The organism is Cobetia sp. MM1IDA2H-1, from assembly GCF_002916775.2.
Classification (GTDB): Bacteria; Pseudomonadota; Gammaproteobacteria; order Pseudomonadales; family Halomonadaceae; genus Cobetia; species Cobetia marina.
This window is the reverse complement of the sequence record NZ_CM133225.1, coordinates 471636-497768: the sequence shown is the minus strand read 5'-3', so window position 1 is coordinate 497768 and position 26133 is coordinate 471636. Positions and strand designations below refer to the sequence as shown.

Sequence of the window (26133 nt, the reverse complement as noted above, 5' to 3'; positions counted from 1 at the left end):
AAAAAAAACCACGCGAGCCTGAGCTTGCGTGGTCGTGTGACACCTTCCTGCGGAAACTGCCGTGCCGTGAAGAAGACGGTATTGCACCATCCCGATATTGAGCAGCACGGCGCTTCCTGTTGCGACGATCAGCCTTGTAGTCCTGCTGGCACCCGCTCCCGGCCTGGAGGTGGCGCACCGTTCCCCTGTGTCATCATTGCCCTTTTGACCAAACCCGTGACTGGAGTGGCAGTCGTGGACCTGACGTGAACGCTCTCCGCTCTCGACCCGCAGCTGAAGAGGGCATGCAGCCCAACGGGGCCTTGTGCTTATGGCACCAAGGCGAACCCTGGCGTGGCCTGGCGGGACTTCCCGCAGAGCCCCCTGCACTGCATGCGCTCATTCACGTGGCAACATCTGAAGGGTAGCCCCGAAGTCGTCTGCACCTCCAGATGGTTTGTGCCGTCTTCCTGCGCGAGTCGACTTGCTCATGAACCTGAGCATGAAGTCTTAGAGCACTCATACCCAGCAGACTGTCAGCGCACCTCGGGCGTGGCGGCTTGCAGTCCCGCCAGGCACTCGGCCTGCTGCTGACGCAGCTGGGCCAGCGTTGTCACGGCATGTCCCCTGGCTTGCCATTCGGCACGCTCATCATCATCGGCCCGGATGATGAAGCGTCCAAGCAGGGTGTAGAGCAGCCCCAGCAACGGTGACAACCAGCAGGCGAATGCCAGCGGAATATAAAGCAGCCCCTCCAGGCCCGCACCACCGGCCATCAGCCCCAGCGAACTGACCACCACCGCACCGCCGGCATTCCAGGGAATCAGCGGCGAGATCAGGGTGCCGCCCTCTTCCAGTGAGCGCGACAGATTGAGCGTCGAATATCCCTCACCCCGATAGATTGGCGCGTACATGCGGCCCGGCAGGGCAATCGAGAGGTAGGGGTCGCCCGCGATGACATTGGTCAGCGCCGCCGTGGAGCTGGCCGCAACCTGAAGACCGAAGATACCGCGCACCTTGACCAGCACCGCGGCACATAGCGCTTCCAGACAGCCGATGATTTCCAGCAATCCCCCGAAGGCCAGTGCGATCATCACCAGCAGAATGACCCAGGCCATCGACATGATGCCGCCGCGATTGAGCAGGCTGTCGATCTCGCTCACGCCAGTGCTCAAGGCGTAGCCGCCCTGCATATAGCCGAACAGTGCCTTGACCGCCTCGCCCTGTACGCCGAATGCCACGACCGCCCCGGCCAGCACCCCGACGAACAGCGCCGGTAGTGCCGGCATGCGCGCAACGGCCAGCGTCATCACCAGCAGCGGCGGCATCAGTACCCAAAGATTGAAGGTGAAGTGTCCGGACAACCCTTCGGTGATGGCGGTGATGCGCTCGAGATCCAGCACCTGACCGGCGGCCAGAAAATTGCCGGCGATCAGGTAGATCACCAGCGCGATCAGCATGGCGGGAATGGTGGTCGGCATCATGTTACGGATGTGCGCGAACAGATTCACGCCCGTCACCGCCGGTGCCAGATTGGTGGTATCCGACAGCGGCGAGACCTTGTCACCGAAGAAGGCGCCGGACACCACCGCACCGGCGGTCCACCACGGCGGAATGCCGAAGCCGGCCCCGATGCCCATCAGCGCAAGCCCCACCGTGCCCACCGTGCCCCAGCTGGTACCCAGCGCCACCGAGACCACCGCGCACAGCAGCATGGCCGCCGCCAGGAAGTATTCCGGCGAGACCAGCTTGAGCCCGTAGTAGATGATCATCGGCACGCTGCCGGAAGCGATCCACACCCCGACCGTCATGCCGACCAGAATCAGGATCGCGATGGAAGGCAGGCCGACACGCACGATGCGCATCATGCCCTCTTCCATCGCCGACCAGCCGTGGCCCAGCTTCCAGCCGATCAGCGCCGTGATGGCGACACCGCATACCAGCGGCACGTGCGGGGTGAACTCGCCGAACACGAACAGTTGCAATGCAAGAACGGCCAGAGTGGCCACGATAGGCAGGCAGGCCATCTTGAGCGATGGCCGTAGTGGGGTCTTCACGTCCCGAGTCATGTCTTGCTCCATTAGTTAGTTGTACTTTTTGTACCCCTAACGCTAATGGGACCCGAGAAGTCGCGGCTGACTGACTGCGTCATCCAACCGCGCGAATGCGACATGTCGTCTCATTTATTCAGCGCATTTATCCAGCGCCTGCTCCCGCCCGTGAATATCGCTCGCGAAAGCCAGCAGGGCGAGAGGCCAGGTTGTGGATCAGTAATCGATCACCACATCCCCGTTGGGCACGCTGCAGCAGGACAGGATGAAGCCATCCGCGACGTCTTCATCGGTGATGCCGCCGTTGTGCTCCATCGCGACCTCCCCGGAGACCTTCTGCACGCGGCAGGTGCCGCAGATGCCCATGCCGCAGGCCTTCGGAATATGCAGGCCGAGCTTGGCGGCGGCGGCGTGGACGGTCTCGCCCGGGGCGATCTGCACCGACTTGCCGGTCGTGGCGAACTCGACGCGCGTCAGGTCGGCGCGGTCCAGCTCATCGGCCAGCACTTCCGCCTGCTCGGCCTGCTCGATGGCCTCCTCCTCGACCTCCACCGGCGTGGCCCCGAAGGACTCCTCGTGGTAGCGACTCATGTCGAAGCCATGGCTGCGAAGCAGATGCTTGATCGCATTCATGTAGGGGGTCGGGCCGCAGCAGAAGATCTCGCGCTCCATGAAGTCCGGCGCGATCATCTCGAGCATCGCGTCGGTCAGATAGCCGCGATAGCCCGACCAGGTCTGACCGGTCTCGAAGCGCTCGCAGATGATGTGCATGTTGAATTCCGGCACCCGCGAATCCATGAACTCGAGCTGACGCCAGAAGATGATGTCGCGCGGGCTGCGGGCGCTGTGCAAGAAGGCGATGTCCACGTTGGCATTGGTGTCGAAGTACCAGCGGGCCATCGACATCAGCGGCGTGATGCCAACCCCGCCTGACAGCATCAGGATACGTTCCGCCGGATAGTCGATGCAGTTGAAGTTGCCCACCGGGCCGTGCACGGCCAGCTCGTCACCTTCGTTCAGATTGTCATGCAGCCAGTTGGAGACCAGTCCACCCGGCACGCGCTTGACGGTGATCGAGAAGCTGTAAGGCACCGACGGCGAGCTGGAGATGGTGTAGGAGCGCATGATCTGCTGGGCATCGATCTCCAGCTCCAGGGTCACGAACTGCCCCGGCTTGAAGAAGAACATCACCGGCTGTTCGGCCATGAAACAGAAGGTGCGCACATCCCAGGTTTCCTGAATGACCTTCACGCAGCGCACGCTATGTCGACCGTTGGTCCAGGTCTGCGTCGTAACCGGATTGAAGTTGCTGAGTGTGGTGCTCATGAAGGCCTCGCTGGGCATGTTGTTCTTGGAGACATGTTCTTGAAGGGGCAGTGTCAGTTCTTGAAGAGACAGTGTCAGGCCACCCTGCGCTGCGTGCGCGACCAACGGTGGGGCATGCTCTGGATTGTCGAGTCAGCGTTCGGCAAGCATTTATCCGTGCACGACAGAAACATGCCCGATCCCTCCAATCACGACCCCGCAGCGCCCTGCCCCCGCCTCACCGCTGCACCTGCCTGTGCCTCGAAGGCCCTGCGCAAACGACCGGCGTCGGAAATACATCATTGAGCGTCGCCATCAGACACAAGTCGCGACTTGACCTCAGCCACACTGCGATCCATGCGTGGCAAAGCCACTCGGATATCATGCGGGCTGCCTGAACTTCCACGCTGACTATTCTGTTGAGCGAGCGGCCCCTCTGCCTGCGCCGCCCTCGACACCCGGACCGACCAGGACAGGACGACGCACCGCGCGATGCATCGGCACTGACTCATAGGTGCGCTGACTCATAGGTGCGCTGACTCCTAGGTGCGCTGACTTATTAGGTGCGCTGATGTCTGCCGCGGTGCTGCCCGGCAATGGTCTGTTCACTCGTTTCCTCTGTCCCGGCTTCACAACAACAATGATCAGCACATTCACTCAACCCAAGGCGACCCTGCTCCCGGCGCCTACCGACCGTGCGAGGACATCGCGATGAGCGATCTATTGGAACACGCTCAGGACCAGCAGCGTCAGGCGGTACGCGAGGCCGCCGCGCGGCTTCTACAGGCCCGCAGTCCCGGCTATACCCTGCCCCAGCCCTTCTACAATGATCAGCGCCTGTTCGATCTCGACATGAAGGAGATCTTCGAGCGCGAGTGGCTGTTTGCCGGTCTCGGCAGCGAGATCCCGCTCAAGGGCAACTTCATGACCATGGACGTGGGCAACAGCCCGATCATCATCGTGCGCGGTGACAACGGGGCCATCCATGCCTTCCATAACGTCTGTCGCCATCGCGGGTCTCGCCTGTGCAGCACCGAGCGCGGCAAGGTCGCCAAGCTGGTGTGCGGCTATCACAAGTGGACCTATGAACTGGATGGCCGTCTGCTGTTCGCCGGTTCCGACATGGGCACCACCTTCGATACCAGTGACTACGGCCTGCACCCCGTCCACGTGCGTTCAGCCGGCGGCATGCTGTTCATCAACCTCGCCGAGCAGCCCGAGAACTGTGAGCCGTTCTTCAAGACGCTGGAGTTCTACCTCAAGCCCTACGACATGGAGAACGTCAAGGTCGCGGCCAGCTCCTCCATCATCGAGGAAGGCAACTGGAAGCTGGTGATCGAGAACAATCGCGAGTGCTATCACTGCGATGGCTCCCACCCGGAGCTGCTCAACACCCTGCAGGAATTCGATGACACCGATGACCCGCGTGCCACCGAAGCCTACAAGGCGCTGGTCGCGAAGAAGCAGGCCGACTGGGATGCCGAGAAGGTGCCCTATCAGCTGGTGCGCTTCGGTCGCCGCAATCGCATGACGCGCACGCCGCTGCTGGAAGGCACCGTCTCGATGACCACGGACGGCACGCCGGCGTGCAAGAAGCTGCTGGGTCGCCTGCAGAGCCCCGACATGGGCTCGCTGCGCATCCTCAACCTGCCCAACTCCTGGAACCACTTCATGGGCGATCACGCCGTGGTTTTCCAGGTCGACCCGATCGGCCCCCTCAAGACCCGCGTGACCACCAAGTGGCTGGTGCACAAGGACGCGGTGGAAGGTGTCGACTACGACCTGGCGAAGCTGCGCAAGGTGTGGGACGCCACCAATGATCAGGACCGTCAGCTGGTGGAAGAGAACCAGCGCGGCGTCAACTCCAGCGCCTATCAGCCCGGCCCCTACTCGGCGACCTTCGAGTTCGGCGTCGTCGACTTCGTCGACTGGTATGCCGAGCGCATGCAGGAAGCGCTCAAGGAACAGCAGGAGCCGCATCTGCAGCTGGCCTGAGTCCTTGAGTCCTTGAGTCCTCGAAACCTGGACTCCAAAGGACAGGCAAGAAAAAACCCGCCACCGGCAAGCCGGTGGCGGGTTTTTTTGGCTTTCACCCGGGCAACACGCCGAAGGCGGTCACCCGAGAGATACTACGGCTGGATTACAGCTGCGTGTCCAGACTCATCATCAGGCTGAGCGCCATGACGATGATGATGGAGAAGCCGAACAGCTTGCGTGCCCAGGAGGCATCAGGCTGATCCTTGAGGCGCCAGGCGGCCAGATACAGCCACCAGCCACCCGTGACGGTCGCGACTACCAGATACCAGATGCCGGTATATCCCCACAGTGTCAGCAACAGCGACACCGGGATGAAGCCGGCAATGTACCCCGTCACTACACGCTTGGCATGCTCCATGCCTCGCGCTACCGGGAGTACCGGAATATTGGCGGCCCGATAGTCATCGACACGGAACATGGCAATCGCATAGGAATGCGGCATCTGCCACATGCTGAAGATGATCAACAGCAGCAGCGCCCCCATGTCCGCCTGGCCGGTGACAGCCAGGTAACCGACCACTGGCGGCGCGGCGCCGGACAGTGAACCGATGAGGGTGCCATACACCGAGGCACGCTTGAGCCACATGCTGTAGGCCCCGACGTAGATCACGAAGCCCAGACCCACGGCGATCATCGCCATGAGATTGGTCATCGCGGCCAGAAGCCAGAAGCCCGCAAGGCCCAGCACGCTGCCGAAGACGAAGGCCCCCGTCAGCGAGATGTCGCCCTGCACCAGAGCACGGCCCTGGGTACGCGCCATGTGACGATCGATGTCGCGATCGATGCAGTTGTTGAACACACAGCCTGAGGCCACGATCAACGCCACCCCGACCAGGGTGGCGATGAACAGCGCCCAATCCACCTCACCACCGGAAGCGAGAAAGAAGCCGCCGCTGACGGTGATCAGGTTGCCGAAGATAATGCCCGGCTTGGTGGTACGCAGGTAGTCCTTGATCATCAGGCTCACGCTATCAGATGGGCATCATGTTCTGATTCAGCTCGATCATGATCCACATGGAACCACCAACGACGATTGCCACGATCACCAGGGTGAACAGCATGGCCATGACATTCCAGCTCTGCTCCTTGGAGCCGTCCAGGTGCAGGAAGAAGTACAGCTGCACGAAGACCTGAGCGATGGCGAAGCCGTAGATGGCCCAGATCACGCCGACACCCGGATCGTCCATCATCATCACCATCCCGAACGGGATGATGGTCAGGATGATGGAGAGGATCAGACCGGTCACGTACTGCTTGACGCTGCCGTGATTGTCGTTGTGGTCGTTGTTGGAATGGCTCATAGCATCACTCCTGTGAGATAGACGACGGTGAAGACGCAGATCCAGATGACGTCCAGGAAGTGCCAGAACAGGCTGAGCATCATCAGACGACCACGATGCATTTCCGTCAGGCCTTTCTGCTTGACCTGGATGATCAGCAGCGCCATCCAGACCAGACCGACGGTCACGTGCAGACCGTGGGTACCGACCAGCGTGAAGAAGGCTGACAGGAACGCGGACTTGTCCGGGCCATGGCCATTCACGATCAGGTGATGGAACTCATAGATTTCCATCGCGATGAAGCCCGCACCACAGGCGAAGGTGATCATCAGCCACTTGATCACCGCGGAGCTGTCTCCGCGGTTCATGCCCAGCATCGCCAGGCCGTAGGTGAAGCTCGAGGCCAGCAGCAGCGCGGTCTCGACCAGCACGAAGTCAAGCTCGAAGATCTCGGCGCCCGTCGGGCCACCGGCATACGCCTGGCTGAGTACCACATAGCCTGCGAACAGCATCGCGAACAGGATGCAGTCGCTCAGCAGATAGAGCCAGAAACCGAAGACCTTCAGGCCATTGGTATCGTGATGCTCGTGATCGTCATGGGCGTCGTGCGCCCCATCATGAGATGTCATTGCATTGTTCGCCATGATTACCCCTGAACCACTGTGTCGTTAGGTGTGCGGGCGCTGGGCAGGGCACGACGCTCGCGACCTTCGCGCTCGACACGCTCCACTTCCTCGACGGACACGTAGTAGTCGATGTCATAGTTGAAGGTGCGCACGATGAAGCTGACGGCCATGCCGACCAGCCCGACCACGGCCATCCACCAGATATGCCAGATCAGCGCGAAACCGAACACCAGGCTGAAGGCGGAGATGATGACACCGGCCGCTGCGTTGCGCGGCATGTGGATCGGCGCATAAGGCTTCTTGGCCTCCTGCTCGATACCGCGTTCCTTCATTTCCCAGAACTCGTCGAGTTCAGAGACCTGCGGCTCGTGAGCGAAGTTGTAGAACGGTGCCGGTGAAGTGGTGCTCCACTCCAGCGTACGCGCGCCCCAGATATCGCCAGTGGTGTCCTGCAGCTTCTTGCGGTCCTTGATGCTGACCGCGATCTGGATCACGGTGCACGCGATACCGATCATGATCAGGCAGGCACCGATGAAGGCGACGACCAGGTACGGCACCCACAGCGGGTTGTCGACGTGCTGCAGACGACGGGTCATGCCCATGAAGCCGAGAATGTACAGCGGCATGAAGGCGAGGTAGAAGCCAGTGATCCAGAACCAGAAGGAACGCTTGCCCCACTTCTCGCACAGCATGAAGCCGGTCGCTTTCGGGAACCAGTAAGTGATACCGGCCATCGCACCGAAGACCACGCCGCCGATGATGACGTTGTGGAAGTGGGCGATCAGGAACAGCGAGTTGTGCAGGACGTAGTTGGCGCCCGGCACGGCCAGCAGGACACCGGTCATGCCACCGATGGTGAAGGTGACCATGAAGCCGAGGGTCCACAGCACCGGAGAGGTCATCTCGACACGACCGCGGTACATGGTGAACAGCCAGTTGAATATCTTCACGCCCGTCGGGATCGAGATGATCATCGTCGCGATACCGAAGAAGGCATTCACGTCAGCGCCGGCACCCATGGTGAAGAAGTGGTGCAGCCAGACGATGAACGACAGGATCGTGATGACGATGGTCGCCCACACCAGAGAGGTGTAACCGAACAGCTTCTTCTTGGAGAAGGTGGAGATGACTTCGGAGAACACACCGAAGACCGGCAACACCAGGATGTACACCTCAGGATGGCCCCAGGCCCAGATGAGGTTGACGTACATCATCATGTTTCCACCAAGGTCATTGGTGAAGAAGTGGAAATCAAGATAACGGTCGAGCGTCAGCATCGCGATGGTCGCGGTCAGGATCGGGAAGGCCGCGATGATCAGGACGTTGGCGCACAGTGCGGTCCAGGTGAAGACCGGCATTTTCATCAGGGTCATGCCCGGCGCACGCATCTTGAGGATGGTGGCGACGAAGTTGACACCTGTCAGCAGGGTACCGACACCGGAAATCTGCAATGACCAGATCCAGTAATCCACCCCGACCCCGGGACTGTAATTGGCCCCCGACAACGGCGGATAGGCCAGCCAGCCGGTCTTGGCGAACTCGCCCAGACCCAGCGAGATGTTGACCAGCAGCGCGCCGACCACGAACAGCCAGAAGCTCAGCGAGTTCAGGAACGGGAAGGCCACGTCACGTGCGCCGATCTGCAGCGGCACGACGACGTTGATCAGACCGATGACCAGCGGCATCGCCACGAAGAAGATCATGATCACGCCGTGGGCAGTGAAGATCTGGTCGTAGTGATCCGGGGGCAGATAGCCGTGACCGCCGGTGGACGCCAGCATCTGCTGGGAACGCATCATGATCGCATCGGAGAAACCACGGATCAGCATCACCAGCGCGACGATGATGTACATCATGCCGATCTTCTTGTGATCGACAGAGGTGAACCACTCATTCCACAGGTAGGCCCACTTTTTCTTTACCGTGATGAAGCCGAACAGGGCTGCACCACCGAGGATTACCGCCGCAAGCACGATCATGACGATCGGCTCGTGATACGGAACAGCCTCTATTGTGAGTTTTCCAAGCATTGCTTATTCCTCGGTTGCCATCGCAGATTCAGCGTGACCGGCAGCGTCATGGCCTGACATGTCGTGGGCGGACTCGCCGTGATGCTTGCCCCCCATCTTCATGTCACCCATGCCCAGCTCCATGCCATCCATGTAGGGCGCCATGATCTGTTCGTACAGATTCGGCTTGACCTGACCATAGAAGGTGGGTGCCACGTCTTCGCTCGGCTCCTTGAGTGCCTCGTAGCCGGCGTCATCCAGCACCTTGCTGCTGCCACGCGCTTTCTCGATCCAGGCGTCGAAGTCGCCTTCGCTCATCACATGCGCCTTGAAGTGCATGTCAGCGAAGCCGGCGCCGCTGTAGCTGGCAGAGATACCGTCATAGGTACCCACTTCGTTGCCGATCAGGTGCAGGCGGTTTTCCATGCCTGCCATCGCGTAGATCTGGCTGCCGAGCTGCGGGACGAAGAACGAGTTCATCACGGTCTCGGAGGTGATGTGGAAGCGCACCTGGCGATCCACCGGCATGGCCAGCTCATTGACTGTCGCGATGCCCTGCTCCGGATAGATGAACAGCCACTTCCAGTCCATCGACACGACCTGAACCTCGATCGGCTCGCCGCCATCCTGGATCTCGGCACGCGGGTCCAGCTCATGCGTGCTCTTCCAGGTCAGGATGCCCAGCGCGAGGATGATCAGGCACGGAATGCCCCAGACCACGATCTCGATCTTGGTGGAATGCGCCCAGTTGGGCGTATAGGTCGCCTTGCTCTGCTTGGTATCGCGATAGCGCCAAGCAAACCACAGCGTCATGAAGATGACCGGGACAACGACCACGAGCATCAGGTAGGTAGCAGTCAGAATCAGCGACTTCTCGGATTCACCGATGGGTCCCTTGGGATCGAAGAGCACGGCATCACAGCCGGACAGCATCAACAATCCCGCGAGGATGGGGAGTCCCCGCAGAGCCCCCCGCATTAGGCTTTTTCTCATCTCACGACCTCGTTGGAACACGCCATGACGTCATGACGAGCCCACATGTGGAACACAGCGTTCGAAGAAATGACCAACAGGAAGCCGTCGATCGTTCGAACGAAATCAGAGGATTTCCCGCAGGCGGGGCACAGGATAGAGAAAAATCAGGGGGGCTGACTACGGGGCACACTGACGCAGGTAGTCGCACCTGCCGATCAATTTCCCCTCGCGCGCGCAGCCAATCGCCATCGGGAGAGGACGATGCCCTCCCTCACGCGTTCGGGTTATGCCCTGACCACTGAACGAGGAACCTGACGAAGGCGTCAATCATGTTGACAGGCAACACGGCGTCACTTGGGCGACCAGACGCCAATCCGGAATTTCCTCCCTTCGAGGTGCCCTGACTCCTCCCGCCGACAAGGCTCTGGCCACCCCCGCATTGCGCGATGACCATTTCCCGACTCACGTGCCTTCCCAGGTCCACGAGCGCCCGCCGAGGCCCCACGGGAAACGCCAACCCCAAGCACGAAAGGAGTATAAAATTTCAACAAAACAATAAATACAGCAATATTCATCCAAAAAAGTGCGTGCAATGACACCCGCGCAAGGAGTGCCGCCTGGCAGAAACACCTCGTCACATCGAGACGCCTGACTGCCTGCCTACCGACGGACCGAGATCGCCGACGTCTTTTTCACACTCTCAATTGCAAAAAATGCCGCACTTCGTTCCATTATAATTTCCCATCCTGCTCTGGAAATCGTGACGTAATTCTCCTTATATTGATTCACCATGACATTTTTCATTCCCGCACGAATGGATGAAATCGTTGTCACAATCCAGCGACTTCATCCTCATCATTTGTTCATATTCAGTCTTTTTTCATCAGATGACGCCTCGCGCCATTTCATAAAAAATTTACAAATAAATACCAAATAGACACCAATTGGATACAAAAACACCACACAAGTGCCAGCCAAGTCTCTGAAAAGTCCTGCGGAGCCACCAGGCCTGAAGACCGTGATGGCATCTCAAGAACCATGTTTCAGCATCAGGTCAAGGGATGCGACAATTGACCACATCAGAAATGTCACCAATGATCTTTCTGATTTTTCACTTTCCTTTTCCCATACAGACTATCCTCCCGAATCATTGATACGCATGTCGCGGCGCAACGAGACTTGGAGGTTTGTTCCTGCAGGGACACGCGCTATCCTGCTGTTCACCCCCTTGCCGCAAGGGAGCAGGCGGCATGTCGAGACGAGATTCGAGACCCTGATGCAGCGCCGCTGGGCGATCACGAGCCCTGCCTTCTCGACGCCGCTTCTCGACGTCGAACCTCGCTTGCGCATCGCCCTCCCCTGCCAGGTTCACCTGTCTACCCGATGGAGCAGCGCCCGATGACGACTGACCAGCCCCCCTCCGCCAGCCATGGCCTGCTCGACGCCGACCAGCTGCCCGCCAGCATTCTCTATCGGCTGTTCTCGGGCAGCATCGCGCCGCGACCCATTGCCTGGGTCTCGACGATCGATGCCGCCGGCAATGCCAATCTGGCGCCGTTCTCGTTCTTCACCGTAGCAAGCGTCAATCCACCGGTGCTGGCCTTCAGCCCGTTGCGCAACGGCGAAGGGCGTACCAAGGACACTCTCGACAACCTCGGACAGGTGGCGGAATGTGTCATCCATATCGGGGGCGAGGCCATGAGCGAGGCACTCAATCTCACCAGTGCCAGCCTCGCGGCCAGCGAGGATGAATTCGCCCACGCCGGCTTGAACAAGCTAGCCATGCCGCCGCTGCAGGTCCCCCGCGTGGACGGCGCGCCGATCGCCTTCGGTTGCCGACTCCGCGACATCATCCATCTGGGAGACCAGCCCCTGTCCGGCTCACTGGTGCTCGCCGAGGTCGTGGTGGTCCATGCAGACCCCGAGGTCTGGGATGGCCGCCATGTCGACAATGAGGTGCTGCGCGCCATCGGGCGCATGGCCGGCAGCGATTATGCGCGCACCGACAGTCTCTTCAGCCTTGAGCGACCTGCCTGATCAGCCTTGAGCGGGCCGAAACGCAGAGCGGGCCTGTCTGATGACAGGCCCGCTCAAGATGCTCTCGTGACTCTGGTGACTCTGGTGACTCTGGTGACTCTGGTGACTCACCTATCCCGCATCATTGCCCCAGAGGATTGACGGTGGCGGGGAAGCTTCAGCGCAACCCCGGCAGCAGGTACTTGTCGAGTGCCTGACGCACCGAAGGCAGCAGGATATCGGAGTGCATCACCAGCTCGCGCACCAGCTCCTGCAAGCCGGGCACCCCGACTTCCACATGCTTTCTCAACGCCATGCGCGCACAGGTGTCCGCGCAGGCATGTTCGGAAATCTGCACGCCCAGTGCCACCAGCCGCTCACGAAAGTCTTCGTGATCAATCAGCTCCACGATCATCATCGTCATTCTCCTTGCTCGCTGACGGCGGGCATTGTCATTGGTATTGACCCACTCTGTTCTGAGCATGGCCCTTCTGAGGATAGCCGAAACGTGCGGCGAGCCGTCTCCGACATTCTGGTCAGACCGAGGCACGCCCTGCGTATCCGCCAGCGCCACTGCCATAGGCATTTGCGCCAGACGTGCCCTTTCCTTTCCCTCTCCTCCTCTCACCTCCCCTCGCGTTCAGGTGTCCAGACTGGCCGAAGCAGATTCGGCTCTGGCCAGGCGGCAGGCGGCGTACTTGAACTCGGGGATCTTGCCCACCGGGTCCAGCGCCGGATTGGTCAGCAGGTTGGCAGCGGCCTCGGCGTAGCAGAATGGCACGAAGACCATGCCGGCCGGCGTCAGCGGGTCCGCGCGGGTGGCCAGCGTGATTTGACCGCGCCGCGTGGTGATCGAGAGCGCCTCCCCCGCCGTGATGCCCAGTCGCTCCAGCTCGACGGGGTTGAGTGTGGCCACGGCGGCAGGTTCCAGACTGTCGAGCACGTACGCGCGGCGCGTCATCGAGCCGGTATGCCAGTGCTCCAGCTGACGGCCGGTGGTCAGTACCGTCGGATAGTCGTCATCCAGCGTCTCATCCGGCGGCGTGGGCCAGGTCGGCACGAAGCGGGCCCGACCGCTGGCGCGCGGGAAGCCTTCGCCGAACACCACATCCTCACCCTCGCCTCCCGGCGTCAGGCACGGGTAGGTCACCGAGTTCTCCTCGGACAGCCGCGCCCAGTCGATGTTGTCGAGGGAATCCATGCCCTGCTGCATCTCGGCGTAGATCTCCTGCGGCCCGGCGTAATCCCAGGCAAGCCCCATGCGCCGCGCCAGCTGCTGGGTGATCCACCAGTCCGGCTTGGCCTCGCCCGGGGCACGCAGTGCCGCCCGCCCGCGCTGCACCTGACGATTGGTGTTGGTGACGCTGCCGTCCTTCTCCGGCCAGGCGTATGAGGGCAGCACCACATCGGCGAACTGTGCCGTCTCGGTGACGAAGATGTCCTGCACCACCAGATGCTCGAGATGCGCCAGCGCGCTGCGCGCGTGATCGAGATCCGGGTCCGACATCGCCGGATTCTCGCCGAGGATGTACATGCCGCGAATCTGATCGGCATGGATGGCGTGCATGATCTCCACCACCGTCAGGCCCGGTGTGGCCGAGAGCGGCGTATCCCACAGCGCTTCCAGTCGCGCGCGCGCCGCCGTGTCACCCACCGGCTGATAATCCGGGAAGACCATCGGAATCATCCCGGCATCCGAGGCGCCCTGGACATTGTTCTGCCCGCGCAGCGGGTGCAGGCCGGTGCCTTCACGCCCGACATGGCCACACACCAGCGCCAGCGCGATCAGACAGCGGGCATTGTCGGTGCCGTGGGTGTGCTGCGAGATGCCCATGCCCCAGAAGATCATCGCGCGCTCGGCCGTCGCGTACTCACGGGCCACGGCACGAATCTCCTCGGCCGCCACGCCGCACAGTGGCGACATCGCCTCCGGCGTCAATGCCGTGATGTGCTCCGCCAGCGCGGCGAAGTCCTCGGTATGCGCCTCGATATAGGCCTGATTGGCCAGCCCTTCGGTGATGATGACGTTGAGCATGGCATTGAACAGCGCCACGTCCGCCCCCGGCGTGAACTGGATCGAGCGATGCGCATGACGCCGCAGCGCCAGCGCGCGCGGGTCGATCACCACGATGCGCGTGCCTCGCCTGGCGGCGCGCTTGAAGAAGGTGGCGGCCACCGGATGATTGACGCCCGGATTGCAGCCGGTCAGCACGATGAGATCGGACTGCTCGGCCTGCATGAAGGAGGCGCTCACGCCGCCCGAGCCGACACCTTCCATCAGCGCCGCCACTGAACTTGCATGACACAGCCGCGTGCAGTGATCGACATGATTGGAGCCGAAGCCGGTGCGCACCAGCTTCTGGAACAGCCACGCCTCCTCGTTGGTGCACTTGGCGCTGCCGAAGCCCGCCAGGCTGTCGGGGCCATGCGCGCGCTTGAGGCGCATGAGCCCCTCGGCCGCGACCTCGAGGGCCTCGTCCCAGCTGGCCTCACGGAAGTGGGTCAGCGGGTGGGCGGGGTCAAAGTTCGCGTCCAGCCCCTTGGCCACGCCGTCACGGCGGATCAGAGGGCGAATCAGGCGCTCCGGATGACGCGGATAATCGAAGCCGAAGCGTCCCTTCACGCACAGGCGTCCGTGATTGGAGGGGCCATCACGACCACTGACCGCGATGATGTTGTCGAGCCGCGCATCCGCGACCGGCTGACGGTGGCTGGTCGCTTCGCGAGTGATCGCGTCTGAGGGCGCACTGAGCTGTCGGACATCCGCCAGCGTTGCGGCCTGCTGGCCTTCGCCGACCAACGCCTCGCCGCTGCCACGACTGACCTGATACTCCAGCTGACAGCCCACGCCGCAGTACGGGCAGACGGAGGCGACGCGGGCATCGACGGCGGCGCTGTCGCCATGACCCTGCTCATCCACCTGGGCGGCGGGCATCAGGGCACCGGTCGGGCAGGCCTGCACGCACTCGCCGCAGGCGACGCAGGTGCTGTCGCCCATCGGGTCCTCGAGATCGAACACGATGCGCGTATTGCTGCCACGCCCCGCCAGCCCGATCACGTCATTGACCTGCACCTCGCGACAGGCGCGTACGCACAGGCCGCAGCTGATGCAGGCGTCATGATTGACCGCCATCGCGGCATGGGAGTGATCGAGAGCGCTGGCCGGCGTCGGCAGCCACTCTTCAACCGTATCCCCCAGCCACTCACGGACCGTCTCGCGGGCACCGCCCAGCGTCTCGCGAGCGTGCCCGACATCCACCGCCAGCAGCCCGGCCATCGCCATGAAGTGGCTGCTGACATCGGGGTTATGGGCCTCGGCTGGCATGTCGGCGGCGAGCAGCTCCACCACCATCGCGCGCGCCGCACCCGCCCGCTCAGAGCTGGTACTGCGCACCACCATGCCCGCGCGCGCCTCGCGAATGCAGCTGGCGGCGAGGGTGCGCTCGCCATCGATCTCGACCATGCAGGCGCGACAGTTGCCATCGCCGCGATACTCCGGCGCTTCGCTGTAGCAGAGGTGGGGAATCGTCTCACCGGCACGCCTGGCGATCGTCCACAGCGTCTCGCCGGGATAGGCCGTCACCTCGGCACCATCCAGCGTGATGGTGAAGCCATCCTCGCGCAGCGGCTGATCATCCGAGGATGAGTTGCCCAACCCTGTCAGCGCGTTCATGCCTCACCTCCCGTGGCGTCAGCCGCATGGCTCGTGGCGATCAAGCGCACCCCGCTGCTGGCGAGGGTCTCCCGGAAATCCTTGAGCAGGCCGAGCACCGGATTGGGCGCGGCCTGCCCCAGCCCGCAGATCGAGGCGTCCATCATCACCTGCGACAAGCGCGTCAGCAGCGCCTCGTCCCATTCATCGCCGCTCAGCGCCGCCAGCATCTGGCGCGTGCCGACGCGACACGGCGTGCACTGGCCGCAGGACTCGTCCATGAAGAAGCTCATCAGATTGCGTGCCACCGCCGCCAGGTCATCCTGGTCCGACAGCACCACCACCGCGGCCGAGCCGATGAAGCAGCCATGGGCCTGCAGGGTGTCGAAGTCCAGCGGCAGGTCCGCCTTGCTGGCCGGCAGAATGCCGCCGGAGGCCCCACCGGGCAGATAGGCCCGCAGGCGATGGCCCTCGGCCATGCCGCCGCCGTATTCCTCGACCAGCTCATTGAGCGTGATGCCGGCCGGTGCCAGGTACATGCCCGGGCGTCTGACGCGCCCGGAGAGCGAGAAGCTGCGCAGCCCCTGACGCCCCTGGCGTCCGGCTGCCACGTATGGCGCGTGCCCTTCGCGATGGAGCCGCGCGATCCAGTAGACCGTCTCGACGTTGTTGACCAGGGTCGGGCGTCCGAACAGCCCGCACTGGGCCACGAAGGGCGGACGCTGGCGCGGCTTGCCGGGCTTGCCTTCCAGCGACTCGATCAGTGCCGATTCCTCGCCGCAGATATAGGCACCGGCGCCACGCCGCAGCTGTATGAAGCCGGGCGCGACGAGGCCTGCGGCTTCCAGCTCCGCGATGCACTCGCGCAGCACGTCATTCAGGGTCGGGTACTCGTCGCGCAGGTAAAGGTAGAGCGCCTCGGCCTCGATGGCATGCGCACTGGCCAGCGCGCCCTCGAGAAAGGTATGCGGCTCACGCTCCAGGTAGCAACGGTCCTTGAAGGTGCCGGGCTCGCCCTCATCGGCATTGATCACGCAATAGCGCGGCCCTGCCTCGGCACGCACGAAGCCCCACTTGCGAAACGTCGGGAAGCCCGCTCCGCCCAGGCCACGCAGACCGGCCTGTTCGATCATCTGCGCCAGGTCATCGATGCTGACCTCACCGCCCTCCAGCGCGGCGAGCAGCCCATAGCCGCCACTGGCGCGATATTCCGCCAGCCGCGGATAGTCGAGACTCGCGGCCGGCGCGGCATGCACATGGCCCTCGGCGATCGCCGCCGTGACACCTTCCACGCTGGCATGGCCGAGATGGCAATGCCCGACCTCCGCCACCGGCGCACTGTCGCAGCGCCCCATGCAGGGTGCCCGCAGCACGCGCACCTGTTCGGGGTCCAGACCCGAGGCGAGACCGGCGCGCAGGGCCGCGGAGCCGGCCAGCTGACAGGACAGCGAATCACAGACGCGCACGGTCAGTGCCGCAGGCGGCGTCTCGCCATCGCGAATCACGGTGAAATGGGCATAGAAGGTGGCCGTCTCGTAGACCTCGGCCATCGGCAGGCGCATCCACTCGGCCAGCGCGCGCAGATGGGCCAGCGTCAGATAGCCGACCTCATCATTGAGCACATGCAGATATTCGAGCAGAAGGTCACGCTGCGCCGGGGCATCGCCCAGCAGGCGCTGCACCTCGGCCCAGGCCTCGGCATCCAGCGGGCGGCCGCGCAACTGGCTGCGCGAACGGCGACGAGCGACGGGGGTCGGCTCGGTCAGGGTCTCAGGCGTCATGGCGGCACCACATTGTTATCGTTATGAACTGGCGGAGCGTGCGGTCGAGACAACGGCCTGGCTGGACCGTGGACGCGCCTGTGTGAAGGTGGGCGCTGTCCGGCAGGTCCGTCACGCCGGGCAGGTTCCTTCACTGTAGATCGCAATCTACAAAGCGGGCAGAGCCGCGACAACCGCCACCCCCACCGAATCGCCTCGCATGTCAGTCACGCACATGTCGGCGTCGTATCCAGCTAACTCACCCTCGCCCAGCCCTCACACAATCACCGAGGCCCGACGGCGACCTGTCCCGCAGTCAGACTCGCCACCGCGCTCCGGATTGCCACTCCACCCCCTTCCCTCATCGCAGCCACGGGAGACACCCGCGACAACGCCTCGACTCGCCCCACCCGCCCTGCTCGGATGGCGACACCAATAACAACATGAGGTCACCACATGTCATCGAATCCGTATGACACGGACTACGAGATCGGCCAGGACAATGTCCAGGTCATGGGTCTCGATGTGCATAACCCCGTCTTCGCGATCAGCGCCGTGCTGATCGTCAGCTTCATCCTGTTTGCCATCGTCTTCCCCGCGGGCGCGGAAAGTGCCCTGGGCGGCGCCAAGGCCTGGTCCATCGCACATGGCGACTGGCTGTTCATGCTGGCCGGCAACCTCTTCGTGCTGTTCTGCCTGCTGCTGATCGTGCATCCGGTGGGCAAGCTGCGCCTGGGCGGCCAGAAGGCGACTCCCGAGTTCTCGACGCATTCGTGGTTCGCGATGCTGTTCGCCGCCGGCATGGGCATCGGTCTGATGTTCTGGAGCGTCGCCGAGCCGGTGGCCTATTACACCGACTGGTACGGCACGCCGCTGAATGCGCCTGCCGGCACGCCGGAGGGCGCACGCGCCGCGCTGGGTGCCACCATGTATCACTGGGGCCTGCATCCCTGGGCCATCTACGCCGTGGTGGGCCTGTCGCTGGCCTTCTTCACCTACAACAAGGGCCTGCCGCTGACCATCCGCTCGGCGTTCTACCCGATACTCGGTGAGCGCACCTGGGGCTGGATGGGGCATGTCGTCGACATTCTGGCCGTGCTGGCGACCATCTTCGGGCTGGCGACGTCGCTGGGGCTGGGCTCCGCCCAGGCGGCATCGGGGCTGGATTACCTGTTCGGCATCGGCGATGGCCTGCCGACCCAGATCGCGATCATCATCCTGGTGACCCTGGTCGCCATCTACTCGGTCAGTCGCGGCCTGGATGGCGGGGTGAAGCTGCTCTCCAACATCAACATGATCATCGCCGCCGTACTGATCATCTTCATCCTCATCTTCGGGCCAACGCTGGCCATCCTCACGGGACTTGGCACCACGACACTCAGCTATGTGCAATACCTGCTGCCGCTGTCCAACTGGATCGATCGCCCGGACGAGAGCTGGTTCCACGGCTGGACCGTCTTCTACTGGGCGTGGTGGATTTCCTGGTCGCCGTTCGTCGGCATGTTCATCGCACGCGTCTCGCGCGGCCGCACGGTGCGCGAATTCGTCACCGCCGTGCTGCTGGTACCGACACTCGTCACCATCGTGTGGATGTCCGTCTTCGGGGGCACGGCGCTGGAACAGGCCATCAATGGGGTCGGCGCGCTGGCCAACGGCATCGATTCCGTGTCACTGGCCATGTTCCAGATGCTCGACAACCTGCCGCTATCCGGCGTGGCGTCCTTCATCGCTATCCTGCTGGTGCTGGTGTTCTTCGTCACGTCCTCGGATTCCGGCTCACTGGTGATCGACTCGATCACTGCCGGCGGCAAGGTGGATGCGCCGGTCAGCCAGCGAGTCTTCTGGGCGGCGATGGAGGGACTGATTGCCGGTGCCCTGCTGTACGGCGGGGGAAGTGCCGCACTCGGCTCATTGCAAGCCGGTGCCATCGCGACAGGCTTGCCGTTCACGCTGGTACTGCTGGTGATGTGCTATTCGCTGTTCCGTGGTCTGATGCAGGAAAGGAAGGCGCAGGACGCGCTCGCCCGACCGGTCACCGGCGCCTGACATGCGGCGCTGACGGATCATGAGCACAAAAAAACGCCGCCCCCGGCAACCGGGGGCGGCGTTTTCATTGGATGACCCGAACGTCATCCAGGCAAGATCAGGAGTTTTCCTGAGCCAGCTTCTGAACCTTCTTCATCAGGTCCGGGTTGTTCTGCACCGCTTGACCGATGGAGTTGAAGGTCGCGACTTCCAGACCGGAGTCCTCGACCGCGCTGACCATCTCGTCATTGGCTTCCTGACGGACGCTCTGCTTTTCGGTCTCGTCGTCAGCTTCCTGCAGCTTGCCGGCGAAATCCTGGGAAATGCGTGCGATCTCCTGGGAGGCAGCAGCGAACTGTTCCAACTGCGCATCGCTGAAGTCACCGGCCTGAGCCTGTGTCGCCTGAGCAGGAGCCTGACCCTGGGCCGGTGCGTCAGCAGCGAACGCCGGCGCAGACATCATGCCCGCAGAGATCAGGGCAGCCGTCATGTATGCAGTCATCCGTTTCATTGCAACCTCCAGTCATTCATTGATCATCAAAAAGTGATTACACCAACTCAGACGGACACCACGGCCGGATGTTCAATCTTTCGTGTAACTGTTTGAAAAACATTCGGATAACTCTGGATACAACTGTCGCAAACGAGCAACGCAAAGACCACCAAGCCCCGCATGGCAGGCCTCCTGCGAGCTGGACACCCATACAAGCACCGAGTTGCCCGAGAAAGATCATGCAGACACTTTCCCTCATCTGGCAGCCATCCTGTCAGACAGCAGGCGTCATGTCCGTGCAGTTACCGCTGATATATCGCCCCGTGCAGTACCACACAAACCGCCTGCACAAGGTCGGCAAACTGGTGCAGACTGACATAACCTGACATCAGGCCCCTGCGTTGCGGTCCCATGCCGGACTGTCCTGCATTCTTGCCCCACGCCGCCGGAGGACTGTCATGTCCCGATATACGCCGTCTTCGCCCTCGCGCCGCTCGTTGCCGCACCACATCGCTGTCCGGGCAGCATTCGCCCGAGGAGTGAGTCTGTGCCTGCTGGCCGGACTGTTCACGAGTCTCCCCGCCCAGGCCCTCAGCCTGCTGGATGAGAATCCGGAGCTGAATGCGCCCGCCGAGACTTCCGCAGGTGCGCCGCCACCGCCCTCTCCACCAGACACGGTAGACACCACCATGACCGCCGCCAACGTCGACCCCGCCGCCAACCCGCTGCTGGGCGAGACCTGGAACCGTCGCTCGCTGGTGCTGGTCGCGCCGGATGAACAGGACCGTGAGCTGGAGCGCCAGCGCGATGAGCTGCGCGCCACGCGTGGCGAGATGCAGCAGCGCGATGTCACGCTCTATACGCTGATGGGCACGCGCGGCATCCATGATGGCGTGCCGATGAGCTTCGAGGAGGTTCGTGCCCTGCGTGATGCCATGCAGCTGCGCGAGGGCGCGCCCTTCACCGTCATCCTGATCGGCAAGGACGGCGGCAAGAAGATGCAGCTGGAGGGGTTCGTCGCACCGGACCAGATCTATCAGGTGATCGACAGCATGCCGATGCGCCAGCGCGAAGCCGGCGAGGCCACCCGTCAGACCTCCTCGGGCAGCGAGGAACATACCTCGCCCGCGCCGTTGGATGACGAGGATTGGCAGTGGGATGAATGACACGCCTGAACGACGAAACGCCCCTGCCAGCCGAGCTGACAGGGGCGTTTTCATGTCTGCGCAGCTTCAGCGCAGCACGCCTTCCTCGCGCAGCAGCTTGAGGATTTCCGCCGCGCCCTCCTCGGCACTCACGCCTTCCAGACGCTTGCCGCTACCCCCTTCGGCCTTGGCGGCCGCGGCCTTGAAGCGGTCCCGCGCGCTGGTCGCCTTGATGCGCTTCAAGCGCTTGGGTCGCTTGCGAGCCGGCGCCACGCCGAAGGCCTCGGCCACCGCGTCATGGGCAAGCTCACCGCTGGCCAGTGAGGCAAGTTCACCGCGCCGCGCCTGCGCGAAGGCCGACTGACGTGCCGCCGGCGCGGCGGCATCGACGCTGACAAGTGCCGGCAGCTTCACCCGCAGTCGCCGCCGCTGGCCACGCGGCAGGGCCTGCAAGGCGGTGAGATGCGCGCCATCGCAGCTCTCGATCGCGACGATACCCTCCACCAGCGGCCAGCCGAGGCTCTCCGCCAGCAGATGCGGCAGCAGGCCACTGCCCTCGCCGGTCTCACTCTGGCCACCGCACACCACCAGCTGCGGTGCCGCCTGCTTGAGGCGCGTCACCAGCAGCGGCCAGACATCGATGACCGGTTGATCGGCAGCCGCCGCCTGCGGATCGACAGCCGTGAGCGACGAATCGACAGCCTTGAGCGGTTCAGCTTGAAGAGAGTCAGGCGTCACCAGCGTCAACGACTCCAGGCCCATGCCCAGATAGCCACGCAGCGCCTGGTCCTGCTCGCTACCGGGCGCGATCTTGCTGCCACTGGCGTGCCAGGCGCTGAGGCTGACGGCACCGGGTGCCGACTGACGCTCCAGCGCCAGACACAGTTCCAGGGCGCGGGCATCCTGCTCTGCGCGCCGCAGACGCCCCGAGACCGGGTGCTGCCCCAGCGATACCAGACTCACGACCTCAAGCGGTTCCGAGGCCTGCTGCGCAATGGACGAATGATCTGCCTTCATGTCCTTCTCCTTTCTCCTGTCGCAGGCGCGAGTTCAGGCCGCGTCGGCGGCAAGCGTGGCGGATGACGGGCTGGATGACGGGTTGGAGGACGGGTTGGAGGACATGGCGGGCGCAGTAGACGACTGACCCGCCGCCGAGGCACCACCTGCCGCCTGGGCGTCACCACCGGCACCGCGTTCGGCCTCGAGCTGCTGACAGAGACTGGCGAGGATCGCCCCGGCATCGCCGATCACCGACAGATCCGCGCGCTTGACCATGTCACAGCCGCCATCGAGATTGATCGCCACCACCTTGTCGCAGCGCTGGATGCCCTGCAGATGCTGGATGGCCCCCGAGATGCCCACCGCCACGTACACCCGCGCCGTCACCCAGGTACCGGTGGCGCCGACCTGACGGGCACGCGGCATGAAGCCGTCATCCACCGCCACCCGCGAGGCGCCTTCGGTGGCCCCCAGCAGGCTGGCGGCACGGTGGAAGCCATCCCAGTCGCGAATGCCGTTGCCCGCCGAGAGAATGAATTCGGCCTCGCCCAGCGCGATCGCGGAGGGATCGACCGCCACCGGGCCAAGATCCTCGATCACGTCTGGCACGGCGTGCGCGGTGCTGGCTGCCTCCCACTCAAGCGGCAGCGCGGCGTGGCGCACATCTTCCACCGGCTCGGCGCATTCCGCCTCGCACAGCAGGATACGGGTCAGCGCGCGGGTCAGGTCCTGCTGACCATTGCCGCTGCGCCCGGTGACGTTCACCTCGGCAAGCTCGCCACGCCCGATGGCCGCAAGCTCGCCCTCGAGTTGATAGACATTGCCGCTGGGCCGCGCCAGCGCATCGCCCGTGCACAGCAGGCGCGCCCCGAGACGTCGGCCACGCTCACCGCCGCCAGTGCGGGATTCCGGCAGCAACCACAGCCGTGGTGCCAGGCGTGTATCAATGGCCTCAAGCTCCGCCAGCTGGGCCAGCGGCGCGTAACCATCGTGGACACTGTCGGCAAAGTGCAGCCAGCGATCGGCACCTGCCGCACCGAGTCCGACACTGTCGGCGGCGTCACCCTCCTCGCGCAAGGTGCCGAAGGTGACGGCCAACACCGCCCCCAGATGGGCGGGGTCGGCATCGGCGATCTGACGCGCCAGCCCCAGCACATCGCGGTCGTGACTCGAGAGTCGCCCGCCGGTCATGTCCGGCACCACCGCGATCAGGAAGGCAGGTGATGCGATCTCGACCAGCGGCAGCACGCGCGCCTTGGCAACGACGGAGGCCTGACCGGCACCTGCCGCGGCAGGCCCGGAGCGGCCACTGCGGTCGATGCGCTTGCGACCATTGGCAGCGATAAAGTGGCCGACATGGGGATTGCGACGCATCACGCCCTTCGGGCCCATCCAGCGTTCCTGAGGAGTGGCCGCGCCTCGGCCCAGCGCCTGCAGCGCGCTGAGATGCTCCGGGTGCAGACGATTGCGTGCCTGCTGCTCCAGGCGCGGGTCACGGCGTGGCAGTGGCTCGCGCTCAGATGGGTGTGGATGCTCGGTTGCTTGTGGATCGACGGGGATCGTCATGCCACCACCTCCGCGTCAGTGGGCTGCGTGGTCGACGTCGCCAAGCCCTGCGTGGACAAGCCCTGAGTGGACGCATCCGCTACCAGCGCCCGCGCCATCAGCTCCGCCAGATCCAGCACCTGGGGTTCGGCTTCACCCGCCGGCGCCACCACGCCTTCCAGCATCGCGGTGCACTGCGGGCAGCCCACCGCCACTACCTCGGCGCCGGTCTCGCGCACGTCGCCCATGCGCATGTCGGGGATACGCTGCTTGCCGGGAATGTCCGTCACCGGCGCGCCACCGCCGCCACCACAGCAGCGTGAGCGGAAGCCGGAGCGCTGCATCTCGCGCACTTCCAGTCCCAGTGCCGCCAGCAGGGTACGCGGCGCCTCGAATTCCCCGTTGTAGCGGCCCAGATAGCAGGGGTCATGCCAGGTGACCGAGCCGAGCGTGGCCAGTCTGGTGGCATCGAGACTCAGACGTCCCGCCGCCAGCAACTCATTCATGTAGCTGGTGTGGTGATTGACGAGGTAGTCGCCACCGAAGGCGGCATATTCACGTCCCAGCACATGGAAGCTGTGCGGATCGCAGGTGATGATGCGCGCGAAGCGGTACTTCGACAGGGTGGCGATATTGCGGGTGGCCAGCGACTGGAAGGTCGCCTCGTCACCCAGACGGCGTGCCACGTCGCCACTGTCACGCTCCTCGGCACCGAGGATGGCGAAATCGACCCTGGCCGCGCGCAGCACCTGCACGAAGGCGCGCAGCGTGCGCTGGTTGCGCATGTCGAAGGCACCGTCGCCCAGCCACAGCAGCGCTTCCACAGGACGCGGATCACGCGCCGCCTCGCGGGCGGCCTGAACCTCGGCGATGCGCGGCAGGTCGAGATCCGCCGCCCAGTGCAGGCGCGCCTCGAGCGCAAAGCCGCCCGGGTTGTCGGTGGCGATCAGATTGTCGAGCACCTCGACGCCCTTGCCCGGGGTCGCGCCCTGCTCCAGCGTCATGTGGCGCCGCATGTCGACGATGGCATCGACGTGCTCGATCATCATCGGGCACTCCTCGACGCAGGCGCGACAGGTGGTGCAGGCCCACAGGGTTTCCGGCTCGACCAGTACCGTGAATTCGTGGATCAGCTTGTCGGCGTCTGCCGGCTTGCCCGCAGCGCCCGGAGCCGCCTTGATCTGGATCGGTCCGGAAGACGCTGCCTGACCTGCCGGGCGAGCATGCGGCGATGCCCCGACGATGGCCTGCTGCGGGCCGCCGCCATGCTGGCCGGGCGCGCGCTTCGGCTCATCGCCCGGATAGGGCGAACCAGCGTAGGCGGCATCGCTGCCCCCCGCCATGCCCACCACCATGTCCTGGATCAGCTTCTTGGGATTGAGCGGCTGACCGGCCGCGAAGGCCGGACACACCGCTTCACAGCGCCCGCATTGCACGCAGGCATCGAAGCCCAGCAGCTGACGCCAGTTGAAGTCGGCAGGCTTGCCGACGCCCAGCGGTGCCTCGGGATTGGAAAGATCCAGCGGCAGCAGCGCGCTATCGCGGATGCCGGCACTGTCACGGGTGCTGAAACGCCCCGGACGCCGATGGAAGGCCAGATGCAGCGCGCCCGCGAAGGCATGCTTCATCGGCCCGGTGATGCGCGAGCCGCCACCGGTCATGCCGACGATCATCTCGAGCAGCCCCCAGGCGATCCCCGCCACCAGCACCAGCCCGAGGATACCGCCGGAGATCATGCCGCCGACGCCTTCCGGCAGCACCAGTGACAGACTCATCACGAACAGGCTGGCAGAGAACACCAGCAGGCTTTTTGGCAGACGCATCCACGGACCACGCGACAGGCGCGCCGGCGGGTCGAGACGACGACGACGCACGAACAGCGCACCAGCGAACATCGCGCCACTGGCCAGCAGCAGCAAGACGCCCAGCCAGGCGGAGTCGATGCCGAAGCCGTAGACCACCACCATCAGCAGCGCCGCGGCCACGAAGCCACCGCCGGTGGCGACGTGGGTATTGGCCATGTAGCGGTCCCGCGCGACCACGTGGTGCAGGTCCACCCCGTAGCGGCGCGGCACCTTGGCCAGGCTCGCGATCAGCTCTCCCACGCTCATGGACGTGGCATCCGCCCGCCCCTGGCGCCACAGGCCGATGCGCTTGACCGCACCGATGGCGGCCAGCGCCAAGGCGGCGAAGATCAACACCGACAACACTGTTTCGTTCATAGCCAAACCTCCCA

The 26133-nt window shown here is 63.7% G+C and carries 18 protein-coding genes; 4 read left to right on the top strand and 14 right to left on the bottom strand.

The genetic code is table 11. The features are described from left to right. Nucleotides 1-515: 515 nt before the first annotated feature. Nucleotides 516-2048, bottom strand: a complete 1533-nt coding sequence (gene nhaC / locus BOH68_RS02220; protein ID WP_077379086.1) for a Na+/H+ antiporter NhaC — start codon at nt 2046-2048, stop codon at nt 516-518. A gap of 198 nt (nt 2049-2246) precedes the next feature. Next, the gene (locus BOH68_RS02215; RefSeq protein WP_077379384.1) at nt 2247-3356 is read right to left on the bottom strand and encodes a hybrid-cluster NAD(P)-dependent oxidoreductase; all 1110 of its coding nucleotides are present in this window, start codon (nt 3354-3356) and stop codon (nt 2247-2249) included. A gap of 690 nt (nt 3357-4046) precedes the next feature. Between BOH68_RS02215 and BOH68_RS02210 the strand changes: the two genes are divergently transcribed. Next, nucleotides 4047-5330 (top strand): aromatic ring-hydroxylating oxygenase subunit alpha, encoded by a 1284-nt coding sequence (locus BOH68_RS02210; RefSeq protein ID WP_077379084.1) that lies wholly within the window; start codon nt 4047-4049, stop codon nt 5328-5330. Between the two features lie 145 nt (nt 5331-5475). On the opposite strand, the gene cyoE is transcribed toward BOH68_RS02210, so the two are convergent. From cyoE to cyoA, 5 genes are read right to left on the bottom strand one after another with little or no spacing between them, the layout of a single operon-like run. Beyond that, nucleotides 5476-6330, bottom strand: a complete 855-nt coding sequence (cyoE, locus tag BOH68_RS02205; protein WP_077379081.1) for a heme o synthase — start codon at nt 6328-6330, stop codon at nt 5476-5478. Nucleotides 6331-6343: 13 nt separating this feature from the next. Beyond that, nucleotides 6344-6673, bottom strand: coding sequence for a cytochrome o ubiquinol oxidase subunit IV (cyoD, locus tag BOH68_RS02200; protein WP_054555337.1), 330 nt, complete (start codon nt 6671-6673; stop codon nt 6344-6346). Further along, complete coding sequence (cyoC, locus tag BOH68_RS02195) at nt 6670-7296, bottom strand: cytochrome o ubiquinol oxidase subunit III (RefSeq protein WP_077379079.1); 627 nt, start codon at nt 7294-7296, stop codon at nt 6670-6672. Before cyoC ends, cyoD begins: the two co-directional genes overlap by 4 nt. 2 nt (nt 7297-7298) lie before the next feature. Further along, a complete protein-coding gene (gene cyoB / locus BOH68_RS02190; RefSeq protein WP_077379077.1) occupies nt 7299-9308 on the bottom strand; it encodes a cytochrome o ubiquinol oxidase subunit I in 2010 nt (669 codons plus the stop codon). Nucleotides 9309-9311: 3 nt separating this feature from the next. Then, complete coding sequence (cyoA, locus tag BOH68_RS02185) at nt 9312-10280, bottom strand: ubiquinol oxidase subunit II (protein ID WP_077379075.1); 969 nt, start codon at nt 10278-10280, stop codon at nt 9312-9314. A 1380-nt stretch (nt 10281-11660) separates the two neighbouring features. Here cyoA and BOH68_RS02180 point away from each other — a divergent pair. Then, entirely contained in the window at nt 11661-12299 is a 639-nt protein-coding gene (locus BOH68_RS02180; RefSeq protein WP_077379071.1) for a flavin reductase family protein, read from the top strand. A gap of 157 nt (nt 12300-12456) precedes the next feature. Here the strand turns inward: BOH68_RS02180 and BOH68_RS02175 are convergent, their stop codons facing one another. From BOH68_RS02175 to BOH68_RS02165, 3 genes are all read right to left on the bottom strand, one after another. Continuing rightward, nucleotides 12457-12696, bottom strand: a complete 240-nt coding sequence (locus BOH68_RS02175) for a hypothetical protein (RefSeq protein ID WP_077379069.1) — start codon at nt 12694-12696, stop codon at nt 12457-12459. Nucleotides 12697-12918: 222 nt separating this feature from the next. Beyond that, nucleotides 12919-15951: a molybdopterin-dependent oxidoreductase gene (locus BOH68_RS02170; protein ID WP_077379067.1), complete on the bottom strand. Its 3033-nt coding sequence runs from the start codon at nt 15949-15951 to the stop codon at nt 12919-12921. Continuing rightward, a complete protein-coding gene (locus BOH68_RS02165) occupies nt 15948-17711 on the bottom strand; it encodes an NADH-ubiquinone oxidoreductase-F iron-sulfur binding region domain-containing protein (protein ID WP_077379065.1) in 1764 nt (587 codons plus the stop codon). Before BOH68_RS02165 ends, BOH68_RS02170 begins: the two co-directional genes overlap by 4 nt. Nucleotides 17712-18146: 435 nt before the next feature. Here BOH68_RS02165 and BOH68_RS02160 point away from each other — a divergent pair, with 435 nt between their 5' ends. Then, complete coding sequence (locus BOH68_RS02160) at nt 18147-19736, top strand: BCCT family transporter (protein WP_077379063.1); 1590 nt, start codon at nt 18147-18149, stop codon at nt 19734-19736. Nucleotides 19737-19833: 97 nt separating this feature from the next. Here BOH68_RS02160 and BOH68_RS02155 read toward each other — a convergent pair whose 3' ends face one another. Beyond that, a complete protein-coding gene (locus tag BOH68_RS02155; protein WP_077379061.1) occupies nt 19834-20226 on the bottom strand; it encodes a DUF4168 domain-containing protein in 393 nt (130 codons plus the stop codon). Nucleotides 20227-20666: 440 nt separating this feature from the next. Between BOH68_RS02155 and BOH68_RS02150 the strand changes: the two genes are divergently transcribed. Next, entirely contained in the window at nt 20667-21374 is a 708-nt protein-coding gene (locus tag BOH68_RS02150) for a DUF4174 domain-containing protein (RefSeq protein ID WP_077379059.1), read from the top strand. A 66-nt stretch (nt 21375-21440) separates the two neighbouring features. On the opposite strand, the gene BOH68_RS02145 is transcribed toward BOH68_RS02150, so the two are convergent. Genes BOH68_RS02145 through BOH68_RS02135 form a run of 3 tightly spaced genes read right to left on the bottom strand, consistent with a single transcriptional unit; the run spans nt 21441 to nt 26119 of the window. Beyond that, the gene (locus tag BOH68_RS02145) at nt 21441-22370 is read right to left on the bottom strand and encodes a hypothetical protein (RefSeq protein ID WP_077379057.1); all 930 of its coding nucleotides are present in this window, start codon (nt 22368-22370) and stop codon (nt 21441-21443) included. A gap of 33 nt (nt 22371-22403) precedes the next feature. Next, complete coding sequence (locus BOH68_RS02140; RefSeq protein WP_077379055.1) at nt 22404-23918, bottom strand: electron transfer flavoprotein subunit alpha/FixB family protein; 1515 nt, start codon at nt 23916-23918, stop codon at nt 22404-22406. Next, on the bottom strand, nt 23915-26119 hold the full coding sequence (locus tag BOH68_RS02135) for a (Fe-S)-binding protein (RefSeq protein ID WP_077379053.1): 2205 nt from the start codon (nt 26117-26119) through the stop codon (nt 23915-23917). The genes BOH68_RS02140 and BOH68_RS02135 overlap by 4 nt, the downstream gene beginning before the upstream one ends. Nucleotides 26120-26133 lie beyond the last annotated feature (14 nt).

Coding starts and splice junctions, on each gene's coding strand:
- nhaC (WP_077379086.1), bottom strand. CDS start 2,048: ATGACTCGGGACGTGAAGACCCCACTACGGCCATCGCTCAAGATGGCC.
- BOH68_RS02215 (WP_077379384.1), bottom strand. CDS start 3,356: ATGAGCACCACACTCAGCAACTTCAATCCGGTTACGACGCAGACCTGG.
- BOH68_RS02210 (WP_077379084.1), top strand. CDS start 4,047: ATGAGCGATCTATTGGAACACGCTCAGGACCAGCAGCGTCAGGCGGTA.
- cyoE (WP_077379081.1), bottom strand. CDS start 6,330: ATGATCAAGGACTACCTGCGTACCACCAAGCCGGGCATTATCTTCGGC.
- cyoD (WP_054555337.1), bottom strand. CDS start 6,673: ATGAGCCATTCCAACAACGACCACAACGACAATCACGGCAGCGTCAAG.
- cyoC (WP_077379079.1), bottom strand. CDS start 7,296: ATGGCGAACAATGCAATGACATCTCATGATGGGGCGCACGACGCCCAT.
- cyoB (WP_077379077.1), bottom strand. CDS start 9,308: ATGCTTGGAAAACTCACAATAGAGGCTGTTCCGTATCACGAGCCGATC.
- cyoA (WP_077379075.1), bottom strand. CDS start 10,280: ATGAGAAAAAGCCTAATGCGGGGGGCTCTGCGGGGACTCCCCATCCTC.
- BOH68_RS02180 (WP_077379071.1), top strand. CDS start 11,661: ATGACGACTGACCAGCCCCCCTCCGCCAGCCATGGCCTGCTCGACGCC.
- BOH68_RS02175 (WP_077379069.1), bottom strand. CDS start 12,696: ATGATGATCGTGGAGCTGATTGATCACGAAGACTTTCGTGAGCGGCTG.
- BOH68_RS02170 (WP_077379067.1), bottom strand. CDS start 15,951: ATGAACGCGCTGACAGGGTTGGGCAACTCATCCTCGGATGATCAGCCG.
- BOH68_RS02165 (WP_077379065.1), bottom strand. CDS start 17,711: ATGACGCCTGAGACCCTGACCGAGCCGACCCCCGTCGCTCGTCGCCGT.
- BOH68_RS02160 (WP_077379063.1), top strand. CDS start 18,147: ATGTCATCGAATCCGTATGACACGGACTACGAGATCGGCCAGGACAAT.
- BOH68_RS02155 (WP_077379061.1), bottom strand. CDS start 20,226: ATGAAACGGATGACTGCATACATGACGGCTGCCCTGATCTCTGCGGGC.
- BOH68_RS02150 (WP_077379059.1), top strand. CDS start 20,667: ATGTCCCGATATACGCCGTCTTCGCCCTCGCGCCGCTCGTTGCCGCAC.
- BOH68_RS02145 (WP_077379057.1), bottom strand. CDS start 22,370: ATGAAGGCAGATCATTCGTCCATTGCGCAGCAGGCCTCGGAACCGCTT.
- BOH68_RS02140 (WP_077379055.1), bottom strand. CDS start 23,918: ATGACGATCCCCGTCGATCCACAAGCAACCGAGCATCCACACCCATCT.
- BOH68_RS02135 (WP_077379053.1), bottom strand. CDS start 26,119: ATGAACGAAACAGTGTTGTCGGTGTTGATCTTCGCCGCCTTGGCGCTG.